This is a genomic window from Pontibacter sp. HSC-14F20, assembly GCF_019599265.1.
GTDB lineage: Bacteria > Bacteroidota > Bacteroidia > Cytophagales > Hymenobacteraceae > Pontibacter.
Map to the genome: position 1 here is coordinate 422,704 of NZ_JAHZTC010000001.1, position 22,991 is coordinate 445,694.

Here is a 22,991-nt window from a genome sequence, read left to right on the forward strand (position 1 = left end):
TGATATATAAAAATTTTTGAATTTAAATTTCAGCCTTTTAACAACCCTGCAGAGAATAAATTTTATATTTGTCACCGGACCAAATATAGTATAGTATGAATTTTCTTTCACTTATACTAGTATTCCTTTTTTCATTCAACTCCGGTTCAGTCTTGTATTCAGCTGACGGCAAGGCTTCTTACTACGCCGACCGCATGCAGGGCCACCGGACAGCCAACGGAGAACGCTACGACAAAAACCTGCTGACCGCCGCCCACGCCACTCTGCCGTTTAACACGTTTGTGCAGGTGACCAATCTGCGCAATGGTAAGACTGTAGTAGTGCGCATCAACGACCGCATGGCTACCAGCCGTCACCGCATCATTGACCTGTCCAGGGCTGCGGCGCAGCAGATTGAGTTGATCCGCGAAGGGGTTGCGGCGGTTCAGGTGCACGAAGTTGCTGACGACGGACAACCCGAAATGACGACAGTCGTTTCAGAAATAAAGCCGACCGGAAAGAAATAAGCCTATACCTGTATGAAAAAGCCGCTCACCCTAGCCGATGTTCAGAAATTTGAGAATATGGAATTTCTGGCCAAACAGCTGGTCGAGGGCTTTATTACAGGGCTCCACCAGTCGCCCTACCATGGTTTTTCGGTAGAGTTTTCGGAGCACCGCCTCTATAACAGCGGCGAAAGTACCCGCCACATTGACTGGAAGGTATACGCCCGCACCGATAAGCTGTTTGTGAAGCGCTTTGAGGAGGAGACCAACCTACGCTGCCACATCCTACTTGATGTATCGCCTTCCATGTATTATCCGGTGGAAAATCACGGGAAGCTGACTTTTAGTGTTTTGTGCGCCGCTGCTTTGGCCACCCTGCTACGCAAGCAGCGCGATGCCGTGGGGCTGGTAACCTTTGCCGATACCATACGCCAGCAAACGCCTGTGAGGTCTACGGCATCGCATCTCCATACCTTGTTATTGTTGCTACAAAAACAACTGGAAGAGGCACCGACACGTGCTCAGACCGATGTAGCTTCCGTCATTCACCAGATTGCCCAGCAGATTCCGAAACGCTCGCTGGTGGTTATTTTGAGTGATATGCTGGGCCAGCACGAAAACAGCGATGCCATTTTTGCGGCTCTGCAGCACCTCAAGCACCAAAAGCACGAAGTGCTGATCTTTCATGTGATGGACCGCCGCACTGAAGAAGAATTTGATTTTGCCGAGCGGCCTTACGTGTTTGTGGATGTGGAGACGGGCCAGGAGCTAAAGTTGCAACCCTCGCAGGTAAAAGGGCACTACCAGAGCGCCGTAGCCAGGTATAAGAAAGAACTGGAGCTCAAGTGTGGTCAGTACAAAATAGACTTTGTGCCCGTAGACATCAGTGAGCCTTTTGACAGAGTGTTGTATAGCTACCTGGTGAAGCGGGCGAAGGTACGGTAATTACTTTGGCATATTGTCCAGCGACTGCCAGAGGTATTTGCAGGCAATGGTGCGGTAAGGCCGCCAATTCTCCGCTATTTCGATCATCCTTGCTTTAAGAGCCTTACCGCTTTCCTCCAGACTGTAATGTCGTTTCATCGCGTTCTGTATACCTAAGTCATCCACTGGCATCACATCGGGCCTCTCTAAAGCAAACATCAGCAACATTTCCACAGTCCAGCGGCCCACTCCTTTTATTTGGGTGAGGTGCTGAATCAGGGCTTCGTCTTCCATTGCATTTATTAAGGCATGTTCTAAATTCCCGCCTTGTGCAAAAGACGCTACATTGCGCACATATCCGATTTTCTGAAAGGAAAGCCCGGCACTCCGCAGAGTTTCGTCTGTTGTTTCGTGTACAAGGTATGGGTGTGGGTACTCTTCCGGGTATAATTCTTTGAAGCGTCTGAAAATAGTTGCGGCAGCTTTTGTGCTGAGCTGCTGCGAGACAATAGCACTGATGAGTCGCAGGTATAAATCTTCTGACCTGGACGACTCTAAAGGCTGCCCACGACCTACTATGCCTGCCAGAATCGGATCTTTGGAAAACACGGCCATTACTTCAGATGCCGGATAATCAGGGAAATGGTTGATAGACATAAGCGGGTTCTAGAAGGTATAGGTACAGGTATAGCCGGAGCTATACCTGTTTGTGGTTAAGTGTTTGCAATACCTGTAGCACATGCTGCAGCATCTCATCGCTCACATCCAGGTGCGTAACGAAGCGCACCATCTGAGGTCCGAAGCTGGATGTTCGTATATTGTTCTCAGCTAGAGCCGCTACAAAATCTGCATCTTTATACCTGTCGTTGAGCTTGAAAATGACGATGTTGGTTTGTACTGGCATCACAAAATCGACATAGTTTGCTTCACGCAGTACCACCTCAATCGCTTTTGCTTTCTGATGATCTTCAACCAGACGCTCCACATGATTGTCGAGTGCGTAGATACCAGCCGCTGCCAGATAGCCACCCTGCCGGATGCCGCCACCAAACACTTTACGTATGCGGCGCGATTTTTTGATGAAGTCCCTAGTGCCCAGCAAAAGAGAACCCACCGGCGCACCCAGGCCTTTGGAGAGACAGATCGAGATGCTATCGAAATAATTACCGTACTCCTGCGGGCTTTCCCCGGAAGCTACTAGCGCGTTAAACACACGGGCACCGTCCAGGTGTAGGGCAATGCCATGGTGCCTGCATACCTCCGCTATGGCAGCTATTTCTGGTAAGGTATAGTAGGAGCCACCGCCTTTGTTGCAGGTGTTCTCCAGGGCCACCAGGCGGGTGGGAGGGTAGTGGATGTTATCGGGGCGGATATGTGCCTCTACCTGGGCCGGCGTCATTTTGCCGCGTTCGCCGTGTACCAGTGCCACAGAAGCGCCAGAGTTGAACATGATGCCGCCGCCTTCATACTGGTAAATATGCGCCGTAATGTCGCAGATCACTTCGGTCATTGGCTCGGTATGTGCCTTAATAGCGATCTGGTTTGTCATGGTGCCGGAGGGACAGAAGAGGCCAGCTTCCAGCCCGAACAGGGCGGCTGCTTTCTGCTCGAGGGCGTTTATGGTCGGGTCTTCCTCGTATACATCGTCGCCCACCTGGGCGGCAAACATAGCCTGTAGCATGGCTGAAGTAGGCTTGGTAACGGTGTCGGAGCGGAGGTCTGTTATAGTCATATCGAATTTGATGCTGTAAATACTTTACTTTGTAAAAATAATAACTTACTTTTGCCCTTCAAATTTAAATTTTGCAACGATGGGAGTTACTAGACTTAAAAGAAAAGACCGTAAGAATAAGGCAAGAGCAAACAACAAGGTTGCCAGAATTAAGCAATTGCTTTTGACGCCAGTTATCAAGAACGTGGACATGGACGAGTTGCGTGCTCAGTTCGGTGAAGCGCCAAAGAACAAGAAGGAAGAAGAAGCTTCTGCTGAGTAGTCTTTTACGGCAAAGTAAAACCATCTGCCTGCCAACGCTGTGAAAGCTGCGGGTGGCGGGTTTTTCGAAGACTTCAAAGTGTGCTTGCACCAGCAGGCACGCTTTTTTTATGCCCTCTTGCCAAGCTCGATCACCTCCAGATTGCGCAACTGGCCCGCCTCAATAGAGAAGCGTATCATGGTGCGTACCTTGTGAAAGCCGTGCCTGCCAGCCGCTCCCGGATTAAGGTGCAGCAGGTTGTTCAGACTCTTGTCCGGCATGATCTTGAGGATGTGCGAGTGCCCGGTGATAAAGAGTCCCGGAGGATTGGCTTTGATCTCCTGCCTGATATCCGGATGGTATTTGCCTGGATAACCACCGATGTGCGTCATCAGCACATCCAGCCCGTTTGCGGTAAAACGAAGCACTTTCGGGTATAGCGACCGGATGTCTTGTCCGTCGATGTTGCCGTATACGCCCCGGAGGGGGGCCACCTCGCTGAGACGCTCCGCGACCGTGGCAGTACCGAAATCGCCGGCATGCCAGATCTCGTCTCGGTCGCCAAGCAGGCGCAGGATCTGATCGTCTATATAGTCGTGCGTGTCAGAGAGGAGGCCTATTTTCATGTTTTCTATTTGCTTATACCTTCCAGGTTACCGGTGATTGACGCCATTCAGCAAGCGTTGGCAGGGCCGATTCCGGTATATAACCGTTCTGCAGGGCAGCTTCCGTCAGCGCCTGGTAATCGCTCAGGGAGTGCAGTGGTATACCTGCTTCCTTGAAATTGTTCTCTGCCAAAGCAAAGCCGTAGGTAAAAATGGCTGCCATTCCGATGACATTGCCCCCCGCAGAGCGCACAGCCTCAGCCGCCTTCAGCGAACTTCCCCCTGTCGAGATCAGATCTTCCACCATTACCACTTTCTGACCCGAAATCAATTTACCTTCGATCTGGTTGGCCATACCGTGGCTTTTTGGCTGCGGACGAACGTACAGGAAGGGCATTTCGAGCAGATCAGCTACGAGGACACCCTGCGCTATACCTGCCGTGGCGACACCTGCTATGGCTTCAGCCTCCGGAAAATTTTGCCTGATCAATTCGGCCAGTTGCTGCTTGATGTAGCTCCTGATGTAGGGGAAGGATAAGGTTACGCGGTTGTCGCAATAAATGGGCGAATTCCAACCGGAGCTCCACTTAAAGGGCTGCTCTGGTCTCAATTTCACGGCCTCGGTTTCCAGCAGGAAAGAGGCAACCTGATGTGCTGTCGTCTGATTATCCATGGCCGAATTTAAGAAATATTTCCCCTTTTTACCGACCTGTATTTTCTTTACAGCGAAATATTGATTGATTTGTGTAAATTTCAAGCCTGATATACGAGCACCTTTCCTTATGAACGTTTTTATTAACGATATTCCGCTTATCCTCAAGAAATCAAACGAAAAGGTATACCGTCATCATTACGACCTGGTGCTCGATGCCGATAACCACTTCACGTCCAAAGATCTGGTAGGGGATGTGATGATCAAACGGGCTGATGCACAGCTGATTGACCGCATCATACGATTGATGGAAGTGAAGAAGATGAAAAAGCTGAACTCGCTTACCTTAGTCGCAAATAAGAAAAAGCAGTTGATCGAGCACCTCAAAGACCAGTTTAAGATTGTGAAGGCAGGTGGTGGTCTTGTGCTGAAAGACGGAAAGATTCTGATGATTTACCGCCTGGGCGTTTGGGATCTTCCAAAAGGAAAGCTGGAAAAAGGGGAGAAGGCACAGGATGGCGCGCTGCGTGAGGTAGAGGAGGAGTGTAATATTGAAGTAAAGGTGCTTGAAAAGCTTCCGAAAACCTGGCACTCCTATGCTTACAAGGGTAAAAAGATCCTGAAGAAGACCAGCTGGTATCTGATGGAGTGTACCGACGACAATTTGATGAAGCCTCAGGCTGAGGAGTTTATTGAGGAAGTGCGCTGGATGACACCGGAGGAGGCCATGGATGTGCTACCCAAAGCCTATACCTCCATTGCCTTTATTGTGCGGGAATATCTCCAATCTCTGAAATCTGGAAAGGTATAAACTCATCCACATTGCCCCCGAAACGGTGAATCTCGCGAATAATAGTAGAACTGATGGCCGCCAATGCCGGTGAAGTAATCAGAAATACCGTTTCCAGTTCCGTGTTGATGTGCCTGTTGGCCTGCGCAATTGTGTTCTCGTACTCAAAGTCAGTGGTATTGCGCAGCCCACGTAACAAAAAAGTAGCGCCTACTTCACGGGCAAATTCTGCTGTTAAGCCCTTATATGCCTGTGCCTGTATGTTAGGCTGGTCTTTAAACACCCCGTTAATCACCTCCACCATTTTCTCCACCGGAATGTAGCGCTGCTTGCTGCTGTTGTTGCCGATAGCAATAATGATCTCATCAAACATTTTAGAACCACGCAACACCACGTCCAGGTGGCCATTAGTAAATGGGTCGAACGATCCGGGAAAAATAGCAACTCTTTTCATTTTTGATTGAGAGATTGAGTGAAATAGTGAAATGGCTAGTGATTAAATTATTAATTGACGATGGTTATTGTTGTCTATCTTATCCTAATCTGACTTTCGATGCTATGGTTTGTTCAACGAAGAAAGCAGTTACTTTTTAGATTAAGATTGATGAGTTTAACAATTTAACCATCAACAATTTTATAATTTAAGTTATTCACTAAAATGTAAGCTGAAGAGTTCGAAGTAGCGGTGCTCAAACAGGTCGTCGAATTTATAACTGTAGCCCACGTCAGTGGGACGTTTGCCGAAGCGTACCTGACGAATATATTTTTTGAGCATGTTGAAAAGGCTGGAGTCAGGGGTGATGTCGCCCCAGGCGGTGATGGTTTCCTGTTCCGGGTTCATCTTCTGCTCCTGCATCACAAAAATAACGAAGTAAATAAAATCTTCCGGGCTCAGGTAATGGAACACGTTGCAGAACTGCAGTCCGTTTTCGTCTACCACCAGCACTGTTACATAGTTGCGCTCCACAAACAAGTGCATCGTGCGGGCAGCCTTGCGGTCCGTCTGGTGAAGCAGACTTTTAATCAGTGCACTGGTCTGGTGCGTGAACTGAATGCTGCGTTCCGGGAAAAGACTCTGTACCATACGGTAAAGTACGCCATCGAGAGCGAAAATATTTACAGCTTCCAGCCCACGATTGAAAAGGACGACGTGCTGCTGCGGGTCGAGGTTGCTGTGCAGGCGTAGGTAATCTTGTTGGTGGGCCGGGTCGAACAGTGTTTCCGGAACGAGGGTAAAAAACTGATTGCTGACGCTGATGCGAATATCCAGCCAGCGCTGCTCCATCAGAAAAGGGCTTTGATCAGCGATCAGGCGCAGTTGTTCGGCAATCTGAAGCGGCGTAAAGACAGTGATCAGCTCATAATCTTCCAGCGCGACAAATTTATTGCGCTCCACATCCGCAACAGCCAGGCGCATGGCTTTGGAACTGAGGGCAATGTACAGGTTGCAATTGCCTGCTTGCGAAAGCTGAAAAGCTTCGTCCTGTAGTTGGTAAGATAGCCGGAAGTGCGTGTTAATGGTGTTCAAAGTATAGGAGCTACAGGTAATACTATATTGTGCTATGCAAGTATACTAAAAATATAGTAAAACGATCATCCCTACACAAAGCGATGTGGCATTCCAAACAGATCATCCAGCGAAAAAAGGTAATGGAGAACGCGGTGTTTGTCAGCCAAAGGAATTTGCCGTATTTCTTCTACGTTCAGAAAAGTTACCTCCTCTATCAGCTGCTGTCCGGCGCTTGCCTCAGGATCTATACCTGTCACCAACTTTCCGCCGGTTAGCTCCAGCTCAAAAAATAGCTCAACGGCCTGAAGCGGCTCCTCCAGAAATTCATTGACGAACAGAAAACGCTTTACTTTCGTCTGCAGGCCGGTTTCTTCCAGCACTTCACGCACCAGGCAGGCTTCTACGGTCTCGCCATACTGCAGACCACCACCTGGCGGCGCCCAGAAAGCGGAATTGTTGAGCGTTGCCTGATGGCGTACGAGTAGGAGTTTATTGTCCTGCAGGCAAATGCCGCACACGCGCAGCCTAACTTTACCGGCATAGGCAGCGGCATTGGGGTTTAGTGTGTTCATGTTTGCGATAGCGGGGTATAGGTGGTAAATTTACAAAATGATTCAGACCTATAACCCCGATTTTCGGGCAGATATAAAAGAAAAACTGGAGCGCCAGGAGTTTATGAAACTCATGGGCTTTGAAGTGACCAAAATAGAAGTGGGCAGGGTAGAGGGTGAACTTTTGCTGGAACAAAAGCACAAGCAGCACAAAGGCTTCGCGCATGGCGGCGTTATCGCAACGCTGGCCGACATTGTAGCCGGTTTTGCTGCCGTGAGCCTGGTGCCGAAGGGCCACCATGTAGTAACGGCCGAGATCAAAGTATCCTACTTCCATCCTGGAGTGGGTGATAAATTACTGGCCAAAGGTTATGTGCTGAAGCAGGGACGCAAACTTAATTTCTGTGAGGCCGAGGTATACGTGGTAAAAGGTGCGCAGGAGCCCCTGTTGATCGCCAAAGCCAGCGCTTCCATGGCCAATATCGCACCTGAGGAGCTTAAGAGAGATTAAAAATTTAAGTGTTGAAGAGTTTAGGAGGTATCAGATATGGAAGTGCTTAAAACAGCTCCTAATCATCCAGCAATTTAATTTCCCTAACTCTCAAATTCCCTAACTCATTAACTCCTAAACTAAAAATATGCGTCCAGTAGAGGCACTTAGAACAAGTTTTCCGTTTGAGCCTACCCAGGACCAGGCACGCCTTTTTGCGAAGCTTGACGAATTCATAATGGATTCCGAAGCTGAGAAGTCGGTGTTTTTGCTCAAAGGCTATGCCGGTACAGGTAAAACCACGGTTGTTACTTCACTGGTGAAGATTCTCCGAACTTTCGGATATAAATATGTGCTGCTGGCGCCAACCGGTCGCGCAGCCAAGGTGATGGCCTCATACAGCGGCCGCAAAGCCTTCACCATTCACAAAAAAATCTACCGGCAGACCGCTAACCCATATTCTGAAGGACTGGCTTTCACCCGCATACCGAATAAGGCGGACAAGACTTTTTACATCGTAGACGAGTCCTCCATGATTTCGGATGACAGTGGTTTTGGGCAGAATGGTTTGCTACGGGACCTGATGGGCTATGTATTTGAGAATAAAAGTAACAAACTGCTGCTGATTGGTGACACGGCCCAGTTACCACCGGTTAACCAGGCGCTGAGTCCGGCGTTGAATGCAGACTATCTAAAACAGAACTTCCGTTGCCAGGTACATGAACTGGAGCTGCGCCAAGTTATGCGGCAGGCAGAGTCATCAGGAATACTCATGAACGCTACGCAGCTGCGCGATCAGTTGCAAGGCGACAAGCCCGACATTAAGCTACATACCAAAGGCTGGCGCGACATTTACCGCATGACCGGCGAAAAGCTGGAAGACGGACTGCGCTATGCATATGATAAATTCGGCGTCGAGAATTCTATCGTAATCTGTCGTTCCAACAAGTCTGCTAACCTGTATAACCAGCACATCCGGCGCCAGATCTTTTTCTCTGAAGATGAGATAGGAGTAGGGGATTTTCTGATGATCGTGCGGAACAATTATTTCTGGTTACCAAAAGAGTCTAATATTGGATTTATGGCCAACGGCGACTTTGTGGAGATCACCAAGATCATCCGTTATGAAGACATGTACGACCTTCGCTTTGCCGATGTGCGGGTGCGCTTTGTCGACTATCCGGAGGAGGAAGAAATCGAAGTGAAAATCATGCTCGACACGCTTTATACCGACGCTCCGGCCTTGCCAGCCGACCAGAATAAGAAGCTGTACGATGCGGTGCTGCAGGATTACCTGGACATCAAAAACAAACGCGAGCGGTCAAAGGAAATAAAACAAAACCCCTACCTGAATGCGTTGCAAGTGAAGTTCGCTTACGCCCTGACCTGTCATAAAGCACAGGGTGGCCAGTGGAAAGCGGTGTTTGTAGATCAGGGATTTTTGAAGGATGATATGGTGAATGAGGAATTTACCCGCTGGCTATATACGGCGCTTACCCGATCGTCGGAAGAGCTATACCTGCTGAACTTTAGCAAGCAACTATTGGTTGACTGATATATTTGGATGGTCTGCCAAAACGTTAGAACTTAACAACAGCCAAATCGTAACAGCAATAGCTAAACCCTTTATACGTATGAAAAAATTAATCCTGTCTTTTGCAATGGCGGCACTGGTAGCCGGTGGTGCCGTAGCGCAAGGTCCTGCCAAGCAAACAGCTGCTCCGCAGGCACAGGCCAAATCAGGTCCTGCCATTTCTTTTGAGTCAACTGAGCACAACTTTGGTGAGATCACGCAAGGTGATGTGGTGGAACATACCTTCACTTTCACGAACACAGGCACACAGCCGCTCATCATCGACCGTGTAGACGTAACCTGCGGCTGTACGTCCCCTGACTGGACCAAAGAAGCGGTGATGCCGGGCAAGACCGGTTTCGTAAAGGCAAAGTATAACAGCGCCGGTCGTATGGGACAGCAAAAGAAAGCCATCACGATCCATTCTAACACAGGCGAACCAACCTACGTTTACATCGTGACCAATATCAAAGAGAAATCAGCTTCTGCCGCGAAAGCACAGTAAGTTGTTTTACCTTCATAAAATAGAAAGGCTCCCGGTTATCTGCCGGGAGCCTTTCTATTTTATTGACATCCTATACCTTAAAGCGCTTTCAAAACAGCGTAGAACAAAGCAGCCCAGCCTACAATCAAGGCCGTTCCACCGAGTGGTGTGATGGCACCCAACCAGGTCACGCCGGTCAGTACCAAGGTATAGAGTGATCCCGAGAAAATAAATATGCCGATCAAGAAAGCCCAGGCAGCAAGCTGCAGGGCAGGATGCTCTACTTTAAATAACAGCAGCCCCACTGCCAGCAGTGCCAGGGTATGGTACATCTGGTATTTCACGGCCGTTTCAAAGGTCTCTACACGGTTGGTAGCACGCAGCATAGGTGCCAGGGCATGCGCTCCGAAGGCACCGATCATTACACTAAGTGCTCCGAAGGCACTGGCTATTAAGAGTATGGCTTTTTGAGTCACGAGTAAATAAAGGTTTGGTTTTATATGACGCTAATTTCCAACATAAATCCACCATTTCATAATTCCGGGTACAAGTTCGGGTAATCAGAGATCAGGCCGTCTACGCCCATCTCTTTTAACCGCTGCATCTCCTGCAACTCGTTGATAGTCCAGGGAACAACCTTCATACCCTGGGCATGGCAAGCCTTGATCAGCTTTGGGGTCAAGAGTTTATAATAAGGGCTGTAGATGTCAGGTATAAAACCGAGTGCTTCCAGGTTCTTGTTCAGACCCTTTATGTTTTCAACCAGCAGGGAAGTTTTGATATGAGGATAATGCTGGCGCAGCACCTGCAGCGTACGCACATCAAATGACTGAATGATGATCCATTCGGCAATACCTTTCTTATCTATCACATCCATCAGCAGGGTCACAAACTCTTCCGGAGAAGGATGCCATTTGCCAACGCCACTCGGCTTTGATTTTGTTTCGATGTTGTAGTATACCTGTGGTAAGTTCTGCTGCTGCAGGTAAGTTTGCACCGAGTCAATCAGGTCGGAGAGGAGGGGTTTGTAGGTCGGAAGTTTCTCCTGCTGCGGAAATTTTTTATAGAATTTTGAACCCGCATCGAAGGTCCTGATGGTTGCATAATCCATCTGGTAAAGCACATACTTATGCTTATCAGCAGCAGGTATTTCGCTGCCATCGGGCAGTAGGTCGTGCTCGTGATTGATGTACGGGTCATGGGACAACACCACTTGCTTGTCTTTGGTGATGTGCGTGTCCATTTCCAGCGTGGTTATACCCAATTCCAGTGCCCGGATCATGGCTGGGATGGTATTCTCAGGCATCAGTCCACGGGCACCCCGGTGGCCTTCCAGATCGAAAGCGGGCAGGTGACGGACTGTGTTGTCCGGTATAGCGCCTTGTTGTGCTGGCATGGTGCAGGAGCTTAGCAGGTATAGGAAAGAGGCAAAAAGCAGGTCTTTGAGCATGCGAATTTTTGATAGAAAAGTAGGCGAATCCACAAGCAAGGCTATACCTTATACCCGTTAGGAAATCGTTAATTCTTATACCTGCCCTTCGCCTGTTTCCGCTGCAGCTTATTCGTCTTCGCTTTCCAACGCTTCGATCACTTGTTCTTCAAATTCATCCTGGCTGTCGTACTGCGTGAATTCCAGCGTCTTGCCCTTCTGCTTCAATTCCTGTAGAACATCAAGTGCTACCACCAATGGCTCCATTTCGCGGCCAACCAGACTGGCATCCCAATCCGAACCGAGCAGCAGCTGGTCGCCATACATACCTACACACCAGTTCTCTAAAAACTCAACCAGGGTGATGGACTCGGGCTTATAATCTTTCCAATCGTCTTCGGCACATGCACCAGCACCGGCAGCATCAGACCAGAACAAAATTACTTCCGCATCTTCGTATTCGGCAGAACTGGAAGTAGCCCAGGTATCGTCATGTGTCAATCCCCAAACGCTCTCAGTATCTACGATGCGCTGGATGAATTTTCTGTAATTGGCTTCCATGTTCTCGTTGGTGTTCTCTTGCATGGTGATGGTTGGTTTAGCGTGAAAAGATGGTGTAAGGTATGATTATTTGTTGTAATTGCGAGTACCAAATATGCCACTGCCGACACGTATAAACGTACTGCCCTCAGCCAAAGCCAGTTCCCAGTCCGATGTCATGCCCATCGATATCTCTTTGAAGTCGTCATTACCGGCAAAGAATGTTTCTTTCAGCTTTTCGAAATAACCGCGCAGGGTCCGGAATTCGCCCCGGAGTTTTTCCTGGTTTTCGGTATTTGTGGCGATGCCCATCACCCCCGTAATACGGATGAAATGCATGTTGCGGTACTCTTCACTCTGCAGCAGCGCAACGGCATCTTCATATCGCATACCATACTTGGTTTCCTCGTCAGCAATATCGAATTGCAGCATGCAGTTAACTGGCAGGGTGCGGTTAAACTGCTCGGCTCTCTTGTTGATTTCCACCAGCAACTTCAGGCTGTCGACTGACTGAATAGTATCAATGAACTGAGCGATCTGTTTTACTTTATTGGTCTGCAGGTGCCCGATGAGGTGCCAAGCAATATCGTGTGGCAATTGATCCCGCTTTTCCAGCAGTTCCTGCACTTTGTTCTCCCCGAAAATACGATGTCCTGTATCATAGGCTTCCATGATTTTTTCAGGAGCATGGGTTTTAGAAACAGCTACCAGGCGGCAGGGAGTGTCGCGCAGTTTTTCGTCAAAAAAACGGATATTATCAGCAATTACAGACATAGTTTTATGTGGTGTATTCAATGTAATTCTAGCACTTAATTGCGTCAGGTATAGCTATCAGGCATGCGCTATACCTGTATCAAAAGCAGTTTTAAGGTATAGCAAAAGAGTATCTATCAAACTCCTAAATTCCCCAACTCTCTAACTTCCTAGTCTTCCAGCACATTGGTCATAAAGGTGTTTTTCAGCAGCATCCAGGTCACAAGCAACAGCAGCGCCCACTTCAGGTATACCTGGTAGTAGTCGTAGGTGTCCCGGAAGCGTTTTTCGCGAACCTCTGTTTTCTCATACTGGTTGATGTTTCGGAATACCTCCTGCAAACCGTCGCGCGAGTCGGCCCGGAAAAATTGACCTTCGCCTGTATCCGATATTTCGCGCAGACTTTTTTCGTCTAACTGCGTTTCGACTAACAAGGTTTTGCCATTGGCATCCACGTCGTAGGGCACGAGGCCATCTTTCCCGATTCCGATTGTGTATACCTTGATCTGATGGGCGTAAGCCAGGCGGGCGGCCATGTTCGGGTCCAAACTGCCAGCTGTGTTCTCGCCATCGCTGATCAGTATGGCTACCTTGGTCTTGGCATTGGATTCGCGCATGCGGTTGATGGCCACGGCCAGAGCGCTGCCTATGGCTGTGCCGTCGTTCGGAATCATCCCATTCTCGATGGAGCGGATGCTCTCGCGTAACAGTTCGTAGTCGGTAGTGAGCGGAGCCAGGGAATAGGCATCGCCGGCAAATACCACAACTCCAATCCGGTCAGCCACACGTCCATTTATAAAGTCTACCGCAACGTCTTTGGCTGCTTCCAGACGGCTTGGTTTGATGTCCTCCAGTTCCATGGAGCCTGACACGTCCAGTACCAGCACAATGTCTATACCTTCGGATGTTTGCTCCAGCTGCTCGTTTATACGCTGTGGACGGGCCAGGGCTAGCAGCACGAGCATCACAAACAGCATATAAATCACTTCCGGCACAAAACGGAGCAGACTCGACCATTGCCAGCGCACAGTGCCTTCAAACATGGCCATGTCCAGCTTACTGCGCGACTTAAACCGGAGCAAACCTTTGACTATGAAAATAAGAGGCACTACCGGCAGCGCATACAGCACCAGCGGGTATACCCAGTCGAAGGAGCGCATTGTACTCAGGCTAAACCACTCCAGGCTCAGCCAGTCCAGCATGTCATTGCTTATTTCTAGCATTTCCAGTTATTTCGCGGTGTGTCTTGTAGCGGCTGCGGGCAAAACGGCGCAGCATGCTCAATGCCTGGTTTGTTTCCTGATCGGGTTCAGCCGTAACGTTGCCGTAAATGGCCTTGTCACATAATCGCAGCGCCACGTTTACCTGTTCATCATCATTGTAGTATTCCACAATCTCTTTTGTGGTGAAGGAGTTAATAGCGCTTCGTTCCAGTTTGGTCAGGTAGTTTTTCCAAAGTGCCACAGCTTTCTCCATACTGGTCGGCACCCCCGTTTTCACAAAACGGTCGACATGGGAGTTATACCTGGAGTTGAAGTACAAGTGATCTTTACGGAGCCGGTATAGCTGATATTTTATCTTGATCTTCTGTCCGAACACCAGCCATACCAATGTAACAAATGCTGAAATGGTAATGATCCAGAGTAAAAGAATAGGCCAGTCAAATCGCTCTTCTACCTGCGCAAGTGTGGTTTGCGTGCGGAGCTGAAGTGGCGTGGAAACCTGATGCACCAACTGGCGCAACACCACCGATTGCTTAGCCGACAAGACCTGCAGCGTATCTTTGCCCTGCAACACAATGGCCGGCAGTTCAAGCGACTGCACAGGCGCTGTCTCGAAGGTGCGCAAGGTATAGACGGTACTGTCCGTGCTGATACCCGCACGCGTGGTGGTTGGGTAATATTCCTGTCGCACCAGTTCGAAGGGAGCGAAATTGTAGCTGGAGTCTGGCAATATGATTTCCTGCGCAGCCGGGTGCCGGTGCACCAGGGTATAGCGCACAAGTTCCCCGATAAATACAGAGTCTTTGCTGAAGCTACCTGCTGGTGGGAGCAACTGCTGCGCCTGCGTGCCCACGGACATCAAACAGAAAAATGTAAGCAGAACTTTACGCACTTTTCTTGGATGTTCGGTTACGGAGTCGGAACAGGTTCACCAGCTGCATGACATAGTCTTCGTTGGCCTGGATGGCCAGGTAGTTGGCTTGATATTTCTGGCAGATTCTGATCACTCTGTCCTGGTTCTGTTTATACTGGGCAAAATAATGCTCTTTAAACTCCGCACCTGAAGTGTTGAGCCAGATTGTCTTTCCAGATTCTTTATCAACTACCGGCACAATGCCCAGACTCGGCATGTTGCGTTCACGCAGGTCAAGTAGTTGAATAACGATCAGGTCGTGCCGCTTTGCCAGCATGGCCAGTTCCCTTTCGTAGTTCACATCAATAAAATCGGAGATCAGCAGAATAATGCTACGGCGCTTAACGATATCAAGTGTCAATTTAATGCCAGCGGCCAGGTTGGTTTTAACGGACTTTGGTTTCAGTTCGTGCAGTGCCTTGATCAAGGTATACGCCTGCTCTATTCCTTTAGCGGGTTTGATGTATTTCTCCTTCTGATCACTGAAACAAATAATACCGATCTGGCTTTGCTGGCGGGCGGCAGCGAGGGCAAGTACACCGCAGATCTCTTTCCCGACGTCCAGTTTGTGCTGGCGGCCAGTTCCCACAGTCTGTGAAGCGCTCACATCGAGCATCAGAAAAACGGATTGCTCTTTTTCCTCCCGGTAGGTTTTCACGAAGGTGCCTTGTCCCTTGGCCGATACGTTCCAGTCGATTGAGCGTACATCGTCGCCGTACTGGTAGGAGCGCACGTCATCAAACTCCAGCCCCGTTCCTTTAAAAACGGAGTGAAAGTCGCCCTGCATCTGGGTGTTGATGGCTTTGCGTATGCGTATCTCGTACTTGCGCAGCTTTTGAACAAGTTCCTTCATAGAGTAGGGGCTTTGCCTCAGATTTTAAAATTAGGACATATTCCCGTAATATTACATTCGTGAAACGAATTTTATACCTACTTTCCTTTGTCGTACTGACTGGCTGTGGCCAAAGTACCGAAAAGCGACCTGCTGACCTGCTGCCTGAGCAGCAGATGGTGCAGATACTGGCCGACGTGCATATTGCCGAAGCCCGCATCGAAACCAACGTCCTATACCCGGATACAGCATTGATGGTCTTCAACAAAGAACAGATGCAGATCTTGGCGGATCATGGGGTAGAAGAGGAAGAGTTTCGAAAAACTTACCGCTATTACCTGAACAACCTGGCGCAGATGGACAAACTCTACGAGATCATCCTGGACACGCTGAGCGTGCGCGAAGCCAAACTGCGATCCACTGACACGACTGGCGCTCCCCGGCCTCAACCTCCGGTGCCAATTCTGGAAGGTATGAAACAGGCTTACTAACTCAGATCAGTTTACTCCCATTGGGTACCGGGCCGGCTGGCTGAGCCAGTACAATATCGCCGTTCTCGTCAGCAAAACCGGTCACAAGCACCTCCGACATATATTTGCCAATTTGCTTTTTTCCGAGGTTGGTCACACACAGCACCTGCTTCCCCGGCAGGTCCTTTAAAGTATAGTGCTTGGTTATCTGAGCGCTCGATCTTTTCAAGCCCAGCGGACCGAGATCGACCAGGAGTTTATATGCCGGTTTGCGTGCTTCAGGGAATTCAGTGGCTTCGACTATGGTGCCTACTCGTATATCAGTCTGTTCAAAATGCTGCCATGAAATGGTTGGCATGGCCTGCTCAGGTGTGTGCATGGTTCTCTCTGTTTTTCTCTCCAAGTTAAGGATTCTGTTTTAAAAAATGGCTCGTTATACGCTGCTGCTGGTCTCTGCAGTAACATTAGGCCTATACCCGCGTATCCTATGCAACTGGCTTTCTTACTGTTAAAATCGCAAAAAGTATAAGTCAGACGAAGCTATTGCATAACCAGTAAAACTATGAAAAAAGAATCCGGAGCTAGTTTACCCGTGTGGGTAGAGAATATAGCGATGCCTGTTACAAGTCCCCTTCACGATAATATCAAATGTGATGTGTGCATTGTCGGAGCAGGTATAGCAGGTGTCACAACGGCCTACCTGTTGGCCAAAGAAGGCCGCGATGTCGTACTGCTCGAGGCCAAAGAAATAGGCGGTGGCGAGACGAGCCGCACAACCGCTCACTTGTCCAACGCTTTGGATGAACGCTTCGATGCGCTGATTCGCCTATTTGGCGAGGACGGTGCACGTCTGGCTGCGCAAAGCCACGGAAAGGCCATCGATAAGATCGAAGAAATCATAAAAGAGGAAAAAATTGACTGCGATTTCGCGCGGGTAGACGGTTACCTTTTCGCCACAGACAATCAGCAGCAGAATGACCTGATGAAGGAGTTGGAGGCACTGCAGAAAATAGGATGGCTGGATGTGGTGCTGCGCAAACACGCACCGCTAAGCTCCCTGACTGAATTTCCTTGTCTGCAATACCCGAACCAGGCGCACTTTCACGTCCTGAAATACTTATCTGCATTGGCTGATGCTTTTATCAATGCAGGCGGCCGCATCTTCCCCCAAACAAAGGTGGAGCGCTTTGAAACAGGCCCGGTTGTATCGGTTGTTTCAAAAGAGGGCCACGCAGTTTCAGCCAACCATTTGGTGGTGACAACCAACACACCGATCAATGACATGGTGACGATGCACACCAAACAGGCGCCTTACCGGACGTATGCCATCGGGCTTGCCGTGCGGCAGGGCGAAGTGCCGGATGCGCTGTACTGGGACATGGAAGATCCGTACCACTATGTCCGGTTGCTGAAAGGCAAAGCAGGTGGTGATAATGCAGAAGACCTGGACCTGCTGATAGTAGGTGGCGAAGATCACAAAACAGGACAGGGTGATCACTTGAGTGAGCGGTTTAGCGCACTTGAACGCTGGACGCGCAAGCATTTTCCGATGGCCAAAGAGGTGGTGTATCGCTGGTCGGGCCAGGTGCTGGAACCTGTTGACGGATTGGGCTTTATAGGCCGTAATCCTGGTGACTCCGAAAATGTATACATTGCTACCGGCGATTCGGGCCACGGGATGACACACGGCACGATTGCAGGTATGTTAATTACCGATCTGATACAAGGCAGGCCGAACGCATGGGAGAAGTTGTATGATCCAGCTCGCAAGAGCACTAAGTCAGTGGGAGAGTTTTTAAAAGAGAACATCAACGTAGCCGCTCAGTTCAAGGATTACGTGATGCCCGGAGAGGTGAATGATCCGATGGAAGTACTGCCGGGAACGGGCAAAATTATGCGCAAAGGTATGAGTAAAGTAGCTGTATACTGCGATCAGGACGGCGTGCGGCATCAGTGCTCGGCAGTATGTACACACCTGGGCTGCGTGGTGCACTGGAACGAAGTGGAAAGTTCCTGGGATTGTCCCTGCCACGGCTCCCGTTTTGACCCATTTGGTAAGGTAATTACTGGTCCGGCAACCAAAGACCTGGGTCCGGCAGAATAAAATCGGGACTGTAACAGCTAACAAAAAGCCCTGCTTTACAAAGTCGTAAAGCAGGGCTTTTTAATTTTTTTTATTATTTCCAGGCATCCAACTCTTTCAGACGCTGGTTAATGCGTGTAGACCAATCTGCCTGTACCTGAGCATCCAGCCCATGGCGCGACACTTTGTCAAATTGGTCCTGCTCAGCTTTCCAGGCTTTAAAGGCATTCCCGACAGTCGAGTTCAGATTTGTCTTCAGGTTGACGCATGACATTCCGAGTTCTTTTAGCTCCCTGCGCAGCAGGCGGGCGTGCACTTCTGTCAGATCAAAATGCAGCTGTTCGTGAGCCAGCAGCTTGTCTGACTGCTTGTTCTTCGACCAGGATTCTCCGGGAAGGAACACGCACTTTACCTCGTAGTAAAACTTATTGTCTTTACACCGGGCGTCTACGGCCAGGTTGGCTGCCGTGAGGGCATGATGGGGGTTGTCGGACTCGGGTGTACCCCTGAAGTCTTCCCAGTTCAATTTCCGGGTAGCAGACCAGGCCAGATGCTCATTATTTGAAATAATGAGACCGGCTGCGTTCGGAACGTAAATAACAGAAGCCGGTGAACCGGCTGGAGTGGGATGCGGCAAAAGCAAGCCCACCAGTAGGCTAAGAAGTAGAGTAAAAATAAACATCGGCTAAAAGTTTAAAAAGTCTCTATCGGGGCAACACGGTCACCTGTAAATAGGTGCCACTATTGCATTATTTTATTTACTAAGCCTGTTGCTTAGCATTTTAAAGCGCAAGAATAGTAATATAGCGGCTACTGACAAACCGACCAACAAACCAGTCCAGATACCATGCACGCCAAAATCGAGTTTAAAACAGAGTATATACCCAACCGGCAGACCGATTACCCAATAGGCAATCAGGGAGATAAGCCCAGGTATACGCACATCTTCTAGGCCTCGCAGCGCACCAAGTCCTACCACCTGCACCCCATCCGAAATCTGGAACAGGGCAGCTATGATCAGCAGGGTAGAGGCTAATTCGATCACCATCGAATCGTCCAGGTATAGGGAAGGTATAAAATTTTTCCCAGCAATCATAAGAAGTCCGCTCACCATCATGAACAGCACGCCCATCATAAAACTGCTGGTGCCCGCCACCTGCATGGCCCTGAAGTTGCGGAGACCTTTCTGATTGCCCACCCGGATGGTAGCCGCTGCTGCGATGCCGCTGGCCATCATATAAGTGACCGATGCTACGTTAATGGCAATCTGGTGTGCGGCCAGTTCACGTGCGCCCAGCCACCCGATCATGATGGCAGAGAAGCTGAAGGCGCCCATTTCAAACACCATTTGTCCGGAGATAGGCAGGCCTAAACGGAAGATATGATACATGTGCACAAAAGACAGATGCCGGAAAGTGAGAAATCGGTGGAAAGCAGCAAAACGTTTAGCGTAAAGCACATATCCGCCCATCATCAGTGCCATCACAACGCGCGAGATCAGCGTAGCCCAACCCGCACCTACAAGCCCCATCGGTTCAAACCCAAGTTTACCGTAGATCAGGATGTAGTTGAGCACCACGTTGAGTCCATTGGCTATGATGGAGATATACATGGCCTGCTTGGTGAGCGAAAGCCCTTCCGCAAACTGGCGGAAACCCTGAAACAACATCAGCGGCACCATCGACAGAAACAGAATATTGACGTAAGGTATAGCTTGTCTGACTACTTCTTCCGGTTGATCGAGCCAGGTAATGTATGGCGACAGGAAGTACCCGGCTATGAACAGGATAACTCCCAGCAGCAGATTGGAAAACAACCCGTTAAGCAGGAGCAGGGAGATGCGGGTATAATTTCGTCGGCCGTCTGCTGCTGCGATAAGCGGTGTGATGCTGTACGAAACTCCCAGTCCGAACACCATCGTGATCGTGAAAATACTGTTGCCCAGCGATGCAGCGGCTAAAGGTATAGTACCGATCTGACCCACCATCATGCTGTCAACCACACTCACCATGATGTGCCCCAACTGACTGAGCACCACAGGGTATGCCAGCAGGAAATTTTTATGGAAGTGTTCTTTGTATTCTAATGATAGCATAGGGCGTCGGGAAAAAGGACTGCAAAATTAGCGCTTTTTCCTTTGTCCGACACCAGTTCTGGAATATTCGTGTGCTATTTAGGTATGTACAGGTGGCTTCTTTGAACTGCGGAGCTTTGCCAGAATTGCCTTAGCCGGTATCGGAAGCAAGACCAATGCAGCGGTCAAAATTATTTTTTTGGTTATCATGGTGAGATGATTTAGGTTATACCAGGCGATTATACAGCTTTGAAGAGCATGTCAGCAAAAAGGCCCTTTTCATCCAGGTAAGAAGTGATAAGCTCAAAGCCAGCTATTCGGCCCATTTCGGTAGCTTGGGGCAAGGTATACTTGTGCGAATTTTCGGTATGAATTGCCTCCCATGCAGCAAAGGTATAACGCGCTTGTGTAGCCTCGATGTATACCTCCTGCTCACGCTGACTAACTAAAAAGCTCTTCATTACGCCCAGCTGTGGGTCGAATAGCGCAAAGTGCTTGAAAGCATCCATGTCGAAATTACCCCCCAGTTCCCGGTTGATACGCTCCAGCAGGTTCAGATTGAATGTGGCAGTTATGCCACTCGCATCGTTGTAGGCTGCCAGAATGGTAGCAGGATCTTTGGATAAATCTACACCCAGCAGAAATAGGTCCCCTGACTGTAGATGCTGCCTGATCTGGGAAAGGAAATCCAGCCCCTCTTTGCGCTCAAAATTACCAATGTTAGAGCCCAGAAAGAGCACCACTTTCCGCTCAGTCAAGTGCTGTTCGAGCCATTTTAAGCCCGTGATATACTCTGCCACAACAGCTTGTACTTGTATCTCCGGATGCTCATGCTGCAGGTTCTTGCTTAGTCCCTGCATCGCAGACCCCGAAATATCCATCGGAACATAGTCGAAAGGCTTTCCTTGTTCGATCAATTCCTGTAGCAGCAGTTTCGATTTCATAGCATCTCCGGCACCCAGATCGACCAGATGAAAGAAACCACCGGCTGCAAAGGTGCTGACCATAGCTGATCGGTGCTGCTGCATCAGGCTATACTCGGCACGTGTCAGGTAGTATTCCGGCAGGGCCATGATATCTTGGAATAGCCTGCTACCTTTGGCATCGTAAAAGTAGCGGGATGATAATTGCTTCGGGTTTTGGCTCAGGCCATCTGCCACATCTTTGGCAAAAGCAGCACGATCCTGGCTGCCGTCGGTTTTGCGCGAGAGGTCAATCAGTTTATTAGGTGTAGTTTGTAATAGCATAGTTTTATTGTGCCAGTCTAATTCCGGTGAACTGCCAGCGTTTGTCGGGATGAAAGAAATTACGGTAGGTGGTCCTGATGTGGTTGCCGGGAGTAGCGCAGGAACCGCCACGCATCACCATCTGGTTAATCATGAACTTCCCATTGTACTCGCCCAGCGCTCCGGCAGCAGTTGTAAAACCAGGATAAGGATGATAGGCGCTGTAGGTCCATTCCCAGGCATCGCCGTAAAGTTGCTGTATACCTTTGCTATGCGTAGCTGCTCTGGGTTCGAACAAACCTGATTCCTGAAAGTTGCCCGAAGCGGGCAGGTATACCTGTGTCGCGGCTTCCCATTCAAACTCGGTCAGGAGGCGCTTACCTGACCAGGCAGCAAAGGCCTGAGCTTCATAAAAGCTGATGTGGCTGACAGGTTTGTGCAGATCCAGTTTTTCGAGGCCATGTAAGGTATACTGGAACCAGTCCCCGTCCTGCTCCAGCCAGTACAAGGGAGCTTTCAGGCTGGCATTTCTTACCATGGCCAGGCCTTCATCCAGCCAGAAGCGAAAATCGCTATACCCGCCGTCTTGCATAAACGCCAGGTATTCAGCGTTTGTCACCAGGCGGTTCATGATACTAAAGTCCGGCAGCAGCACGTCGTGCACACCCAGCTCGTTGTCGAAGCAAAAACCTTCTCCCTGAAAACCGATGCGGTAAATGCCGCCGGGTACCTCCAGGAATTCAGGCTTCCCCGGATCCTCTGTTTTCGGCGTTGCATCTGTTTTGGTATAGGCCGGTAAAAGCGGATTAGTGCTCAGAATGTATTTGATATCCGTGATGAGTAGCTCCTGGTGTTGCTGTTCATGCTGCAAACCCAGTTCCAGCACGGGCAACAGTTCTACCAATTGATCATCACTTACGGTTTGTAGTAATTCACTCATGTTTTCGTTCACATGGCGGCGGTAGGCATAAATATCCCGGAGCGGGGGGCGTGTAAGCGTACTTCGTTCTGCCCGTTGCACGCGGTTGCCCACCGTATTGTAATAAGAGTTGAACAGAAAGGTATATCTGGGATGAAACACCGGATAATTTTTCAGGTATGGCCCAAGCACAAATTGTTCAAAAAACCAGGTCGTATGCGCCATATGCCATTTCGGAGGACTCACATCGATCATCGGCTGCACTACCGTGTCTTCTGACTCCAGCGGGGAACAGATTTTTTCAGTCTGCGCCCGAATCTGGTTGAATCGCTCAAGTATGGTCTGGCTGATGGAGGCAGTTATCGTTGTCATGGAGATGCGCTGGTTGGCAAAGTGGTAATGAAGCAGGTGTAATTTGAAGCTTTAATATGCTTGTGACTGTCGTGTTAACTCTTTTTCTACGTACTTTGTTTTCGATAAGCCGAATTTGGA

28 protein-coding genes are annotated in these 22,991 nt (G+C 49.3%); 9 read left to right on the plus strand and 19 right to left on the minus strand.

The annotated features are described in order from the left end of the window. Positions 1 to 152: 152 nt before the first annotated feature. Both K3G39_RS01890 and K3G39_RS01895 read left to right on the plus strand, forming a co-directional pair. Positions 153 to 506, plus strand: a complete 354-nt coding sequence (locus K3G39_RS01890) for a septal ring lytic transglycosylase RlpA family protein (RefSeq protein ID WP_255593750.1) — start codon at positions 153 to 155, stop codon at positions 504 to 506. Between the two features lie 12 nt (positions 507 to 518). After that, complete coding sequence (locus K3G39_RS01895; RefSeq protein WP_220624462.1) at positions 519 to 1,430, plus strand: DUF58 domain-containing protein; 912 nt, start codon at positions 519 to 521, stop codon at positions 1,428 to 1,430. Here K3G39_RS01895 and K3G39_RS01900 read toward each other — a convergent pair whose 3' ends face one another. Beyond that, the gene (locus tag K3G39_RS01900; RefSeq protein WP_220624463.1) at positions 1,431 to 2,066 is read right to left on the minus strand and encodes a DNA-3-methyladenine glycosylase; all 636 of its coding nucleotides are present in this window, start codon (positions 2,064 to 2,066) and stop codon (positions 1,431 to 1,433) included. A 40-nt stretch (positions 2,067 to 2,106) separates the two neighbouring features. After that, on the minus strand, positions 2,107 to 3,141 hold the full coding sequence (locus K3G39_RS01905; protein ID WP_220624464.1) for a low specificity L-threonine aldolase: 1,035 nt from the start codon (positions 3,139 to 3,141) through the stop codon (positions 2,107 to 2,109). 79 nt (positions 3,142 to 3,220) lie between these two features. Here K3G39_RS01905 and K3G39_RS01910 point away from each other — a divergent pair, with 79 nt between their 5' ends. Continuing rightward, positions 3,221 to 3,403, plus strand: a complete 183-nt coding sequence (locus tag K3G39_RS01910; protein WP_040574265.1) for a hypothetical protein — start codon at positions 3,221 to 3,223, stop codon at positions 3,401 to 3,403. 107 nt (positions 3,404 to 3,510) lie between these two features. Here the strand turns inward: K3G39_RS01910 and K3G39_RS01915 are convergent, their stop codons facing one another. Both K3G39_RS01915 and pyrE read right to left on the minus strand, forming a co-directional pair. Then, positions 3,511 to 4,008, minus strand: coding sequence for a metallophosphoesterase (locus K3G39_RS01915; RefSeq protein WP_220624465.1), 498 nt, complete (start codon positions 4,006 to 4,008; stop codon positions 3,511 to 3,513). A gap of 13 nt (positions 4,009 to 4,021) precedes the next feature. Then, complete coding sequence (gene pyrE / locus K3G39_RS01920; protein ID WP_220624466.1) at positions 4,022 to 4,660, minus strand: orotate phosphoribosyltransferase; 639 nt, start codon at positions 4,658 to 4,660, stop codon at positions 4,022 to 4,024. Between the two features lie 109 nt (positions 4,661 to 4,769). Between pyrE and K3G39_RS01925 the strand changes: the two genes are divergently transcribed. Beyond that, positions 4,770 to 5,450 carry an NUDIX hydrolase gene (locus tag K3G39_RS01925; protein WP_220624467.1) on the plus strand — a complete coding sequence of 227 codons (681 nt, stop codon included), beginning with the start codon at positions 4,770 to 4,772 and terminating at the stop codon, positions 5,448 to 5,450. Here K3G39_RS01925 and coaD read toward each other — a convergent pair. The 3 genes from coaD to K3G39_RS01940 form a co-directional block, all read right to left on the minus strand. Next, positions 5,404 to 5,883 carry a pantetheine-phosphate adenylyltransferase gene (gene coaD / locus K3G39_RS01930; RefSeq protein ID WP_220624468.1) on the minus strand — a complete coding sequence of 160 codons (480 nt, stop codon included), beginning with the start codon at positions 5,881 to 5,883 and terminating at the stop codon, positions 5,404 to 5,406. The two genes, K3G39_RS01925 and coaD, sit on opposite strands and share 47 nt — an antisense overlap. Positions 5,884 to 6,075: 192 nt before the next feature. Next, positions 6,076 to 6,957, minus strand: coding sequence for a DUF3822 family protein (locus K3G39_RS01935; RefSeq protein ID WP_220624469.1), 882 nt, complete (start codon positions 6,955 to 6,957; stop codon positions 6,076 to 6,078). A gap of 71 nt (positions 6,958 to 7,028) precedes the next feature. Further along, positions 7,029 to 7,511 carry an NUDIX domain-containing protein gene (locus tag K3G39_RS01940; protein WP_220624470.1) on the minus strand — a complete coding sequence of 161 codons (483 nt, stop codon included), beginning with the start codon at positions 7,509 to 7,511 and terminating at the stop codon, positions 7,029 to 7,031. A 37-nt stretch (positions 7,512 to 7,548) separates the two neighbouring features. Here K3G39_RS01940 and K3G39_RS01945 point away from each other — a divergent pair, with 37 nt between their 5' ends. From K3G39_RS01945 to K3G39_RS01955, 3 genes are all read left to right on the plus strand, one after another. Then, positions 7,549 to 8,001, plus strand: coding sequence for a PaaI family thioesterase (locus K3G39_RS01945; protein ID WP_220624471.1), 453 nt, complete (start codon positions 7,549 to 7,551; stop codon positions 7,999 to 8,001). A gap of 127 nt (positions 8,002 to 8,128) precedes the next feature. Further along, positions 8,129 to 9,535: an ATP-dependent RecD-like DNA helicase gene (locus K3G39_RS01950; protein WP_220624472.1), complete on the plus strand. Its 1,407-nt coding sequence runs from the start codon at positions 8,129 to 8,131 to the stop codon at positions 9,533 to 9,535. Between the two features lie 79 nt (positions 9,536 to 9,614). Further along, entirely contained in the window at positions 9,615 to 10,058 is a 444-nt protein-coding gene (locus K3G39_RS01955; RefSeq protein ID WP_220624473.1) for a DUF1573 domain-containing protein, read from the plus strand. A 77-nt stretch (positions 10,059 to 10,135) separates the two neighbouring features. On the opposite strand, the gene K3G39_RS01960 is transcribed toward K3G39_RS01955, so the two are convergent. The 7 genes from K3G39_RS01960 to K3G39_RS01990 all read right to left on the minus strand — a co-directional run bounded on the left by K3G39_RS01960 (position 10,136) and on the right by K3G39_RS01990 (position 15,748). Next, complete coding sequence (locus K3G39_RS01960) at positions 10,136 to 10,513, minus strand: DUF423 domain-containing protein (protein ID WP_370627173.1); 378 nt, start codon at positions 10,511 to 10,513, stop codon at positions 10,136 to 10,138. Between the two features lie 56 nt (positions 10,514 to 10,569). After that, positions 10,570 to 11,487: a glycerophosphodiester phosphodiesterase gene (locus tag K3G39_RS01965; protein WP_220624474.1), complete on the minus strand. Its 918-nt coding sequence runs from the start codon at positions 11,485 to 11,487 to the stop codon at positions 10,570 to 10,572. Between the two features lie 108 nt (positions 11,488 to 11,595). Further along, entirely contained in the window at positions 11,596 to 12,051 is a 456-nt protein-coding gene (locus K3G39_RS01970) for a DUF2750 domain-containing protein (protein WP_220624475.1), read from the minus strand. A gap of 42 nt (positions 12,052 to 12,093) precedes the next feature. Next, on the minus strand, positions 12,094 to 12,780 hold the full coding sequence (locus tag K3G39_RS01975) for a YggS family pyridoxal phosphate-dependent enzyme (protein WP_220624476.1): 687 nt from the start codon (positions 12,778 to 12,780) through the stop codon (positions 12,094 to 12,096). A 149-nt stretch (positions 12,781 to 12,929) separates the two neighbouring features. Beyond that, a complete protein-coding gene (locus K3G39_RS01980) occupies positions 12,930 to 13,982 on the minus strand; it encodes a VWA domain-containing protein (RefSeq protein WP_220624477.1) in 1,053 nt (350 codons plus the stop codon). After that, on the minus strand, positions 13,963 to 14,874 hold the full coding sequence (locus K3G39_RS01985) for a hypothetical protein (protein ID WP_220624478.1): 912 nt from the start codon (positions 14,872 to 14,874) through the stop codon (positions 13,963 to 13,965). The genes K3G39_RS01980 and K3G39_RS01985 overlap by 20 nt, the downstream gene beginning before the upstream one ends. After that, on the minus strand, positions 14,867 to 15,748 hold the full coding sequence (locus tag K3G39_RS01990) for a DUF58 domain-containing protein (RefSeq protein WP_220624479.1): 882 nt from the start codon (positions 15,746 to 15,748) through the stop codon (positions 14,867 to 14,869). The genes K3G39_RS01985 and K3G39_RS01990 overlap by 8 nt, the downstream gene beginning before the upstream one ends. 59 nt (positions 15,749 to 15,807) lie before the next feature. Between K3G39_RS01990 and K3G39_RS01995 the strand changes: the two genes are divergently transcribed. After that, positions 15,808 to 16,218 carry a DUF4296 domain-containing protein gene (locus K3G39_RS01995; protein ID WP_370627174.1) on the plus strand — a complete coding sequence of 137 codons (411 nt, stop codon included), beginning with the start codon at positions 15,808 to 15,810 and terminating at the stop codon, positions 16,216 to 16,218. Between the two features lies 1 nt (position 16,219). Here the strand turns inward: K3G39_RS01995 and K3G39_RS02000 are convergent, their stop codons facing one another. After that, a complete protein-coding gene (locus K3G39_RS02000) occupies positions 16,220 to 16,576 on the minus strand; it encodes a tRNA-binding protein (RefSeq protein ID WP_220624480.1) in 357 nt (118 codons plus the stop codon). Positions 16,577 to 16,759: 183 nt separating this feature from the next. Here K3G39_RS02000 and K3G39_RS02005 point away from each other — a divergent pair, with 183 nt between their 5' ends. Beyond that, positions 16,760 to 18,301 carry an FAD-dependent oxidoreductase gene (locus K3G39_RS02005; protein ID WP_220624481.1) on the plus strand — a complete coding sequence of 514 codons (1,542 nt, stop codon included), beginning with the start codon at positions 16,760 to 16,762 and terminating at the stop codon, positions 18,299 to 18,301. A gap of 73 nt (positions 18,302 to 18,374) precedes the next feature. Here the strand turns inward: K3G39_RS02005 and K3G39_RS02010 are convergent, their stop codons facing one another. From K3G39_RS02010 to egtB, 4 genes are all read right to left on the minus strand, one after another. Further along, positions 18,375 to 18,962, minus strand: a complete 588-nt coding sequence (locus tag K3G39_RS02010) for a DUF922 domain-containing protein (RefSeq protein WP_220624482.1) — start codon at positions 18,960 to 18,962, stop codon at positions 18,375 to 18,377. A gap of 72 nt (positions 18,963 to 19,034) precedes the next feature. Further along, positions 19,035 to 20,375 carry an MATE family efflux transporter gene (locus K3G39_RS02015; RefSeq protein ID WP_220624483.1) on the minus strand — a complete coding sequence of 447 codons (1,341 nt, stop codon included), beginning with the start codon at positions 20,373 to 20,375 and terminating at the stop codon, positions 19,035 to 19,037. Positions 20,376 to 20,593: 218 nt separating this feature from the next. Next, positions 20,594 to 21,601 (minus strand): L-histidine N(alpha)-methyltransferase, encoded by a 1,008-nt coding sequence (egtD, locus tag K3G39_RS02020; RefSeq protein ID WP_220624484.1) that lies wholly within the window; start codon positions 21,599 to 21,601, stop codon positions 20,594 to 20,596. Positions 21,602 to 21,605: 4 nt separating this feature from the next. Beyond that, a complete protein-coding gene (egtB, locus tag K3G39_RS02025; RefSeq protein WP_220624485.1) occupies positions 21,606 to 22,871 on the minus strand; it encodes an ergothioneine biosynthesis protein EgtB in 1,266 nt (421 codons plus the stop codon). Between the last annotated feature and the right edge of the window lie 120 nt (positions 22,872 to 22,991).

Excerpts from the sequence above, each read along its gene's own strand:
- K3G39_RS01895 (WP_220624462.1), top strand. The coding sequence starts at position 519 with ATGAAAAAGCCGCTCACCCTAGCCGATGTTCAGAAATTTGAGAATATG.
- K3G39_RS01900 (WP_220624463.1), bottom strand. The coding sequence starts at position 2,066 with ATGTCTATCAACCATTTCCCTGATTATCCGGCATCTGAAGTAATGGCC.
- K3G39_RS01905 (WP_220624464.1), bottom strand. The coding sequence starts at position 3,141 with ATGACTATAACAGACCTCCGCTCCGACACCGTTACCAAGCCTACTTCA.
- K3G39_RS01910 (WP_040574265.1), top strand. The coding sequence starts at position 3,221 with ATGGGAGTTACTAGACTTAAAAGAAAAGACCGTAAGAATAAGGCAAGA.
- K3G39_RS01915 (WP_220624465.1), bottom strand. The coding sequence starts at position 4,008 with ATGAAAATAGGCCTCCTCTCTGACACGCACGACTATATAGACGATCAG.
- pyrE (WP_220624466.1), bottom strand. The coding sequence starts at position 4,660 with ATGGATAATCAGACGACAGCACATCAGGTTGCCTCTTTCCTGCTGGAA.
- K3G39_RS01925 (WP_220624467.1), top strand. The coding sequence starts at position 4,770 with ATGAACGTTTTTATTAACGATATTCCGCTTATCCTCAAGAAATCAAAC.
- coaD (WP_220624468.1), bottom strand. The coding sequence starts at position 5,883 with ATGAAAAGAGTTGCTATTTTTCCCGGATCGTTCGACCCATTTACTAAT.
- K3G39_RS01940 (WP_220624470.1), bottom strand. The coding sequence starts at position 7,511 with ATGAACACACTAAACCCCAATGCCGCTGCCTATGCCGGTAAAGTTAGG.
- K3G39_RS01945 (WP_220624471.1), top strand. The coding sequence starts at position 7,549 with ATGATTCAGACCTATAACCCCGATTTTCGGGCAGATATAAAAGAAAAA.
- K3G39_RS01950 (WP_220624472.1), top strand. The coding sequence starts at position 8,129 with ATGCGTCCAGTAGAGGCACTTAGAACAAGTTTTCCGTTTGAGCCTACC.
- K3G39_RS01955 (WP_220624473.1), top strand. The coding sequence starts at position 9,615 with ATGAAAAAATTAATCCTGTCTTTTGCAATGGCGGCACTGGTAGCCGGT.
- K3G39_RS01965 (WP_220624474.1), bottom strand. The coding sequence starts at position 11,487 with ATGCTCAAAGACCTGCTTTTTGCCTCTTTCCTATACCTGCTAAGCTCC.
- K3G39_RS01970 (WP_220624475.1), bottom strand. The coding sequence starts at position 12,051 with ATGCAAGAGAACACCAACGAGAACATGGAAGCCAATTACAGAAAATTC.
- K3G39_RS01975 (WP_220624476.1), bottom strand. The coding sequence starts at position 12,780 with ATGTCTGTAATTGCTGATAATATCCGTTTTTTTGACGAAAAACTGCGC.
- K3G39_RS01980 (WP_220624477.1), bottom strand. The coding sequence starts at position 13,982 with ATGCTAGAAATAAGCAATGACATGCTGGACTGGCTGAGCCTGGAGTGG.
- K3G39_RS01990 (WP_220624479.1), bottom strand. The coding sequence starts at position 15,748 with ATGAAGGAACTTGTTCAAAAGCTGCGCAAGTACGAGATACGCATACGC.
- K3G39_RS02000 (WP_220624480.1), bottom strand. The coding sequence starts at position 16,576 with ATGCACACACCTGAGCAGGCCATGCCAACCATTTCATGGCAGCATTTT.
- K3G39_RS02005 (WP_220624481.1), top strand. The coding sequence starts at position 16,760 with ATGAAAAAAGAATCCGGAGCTAGTTTACCCGTGTGGGTAGAGAATATA.
- K3G39_RS02010 (WP_220624482.1), bottom strand. The coding sequence starts at position 18,962 with ATGTTTATTTTTACTCTACTTCTTAGCCTACTGGTGGGCTTGCTTTTG.
- K3G39_RS02015 (WP_220624483.1), bottom strand. The coding sequence starts at position 20,375 with ATGCTATCATTAGAATACAAAGAACACTTCCATAAAAATTTCCTGCTG.
- egtD (WP_220624484.1), bottom strand. The coding sequence starts at position 21,601 with ATGCTATTACAAACTACACCTAATAAACTGATTGACCTCTCGCGCAAA.
- egtB (WP_220624485.1), bottom strand. The coding sequence starts at position 22,871 with ATGACAACGATAACTGCCTCCATCAGCCAGACCATACTTGAGCGATTC.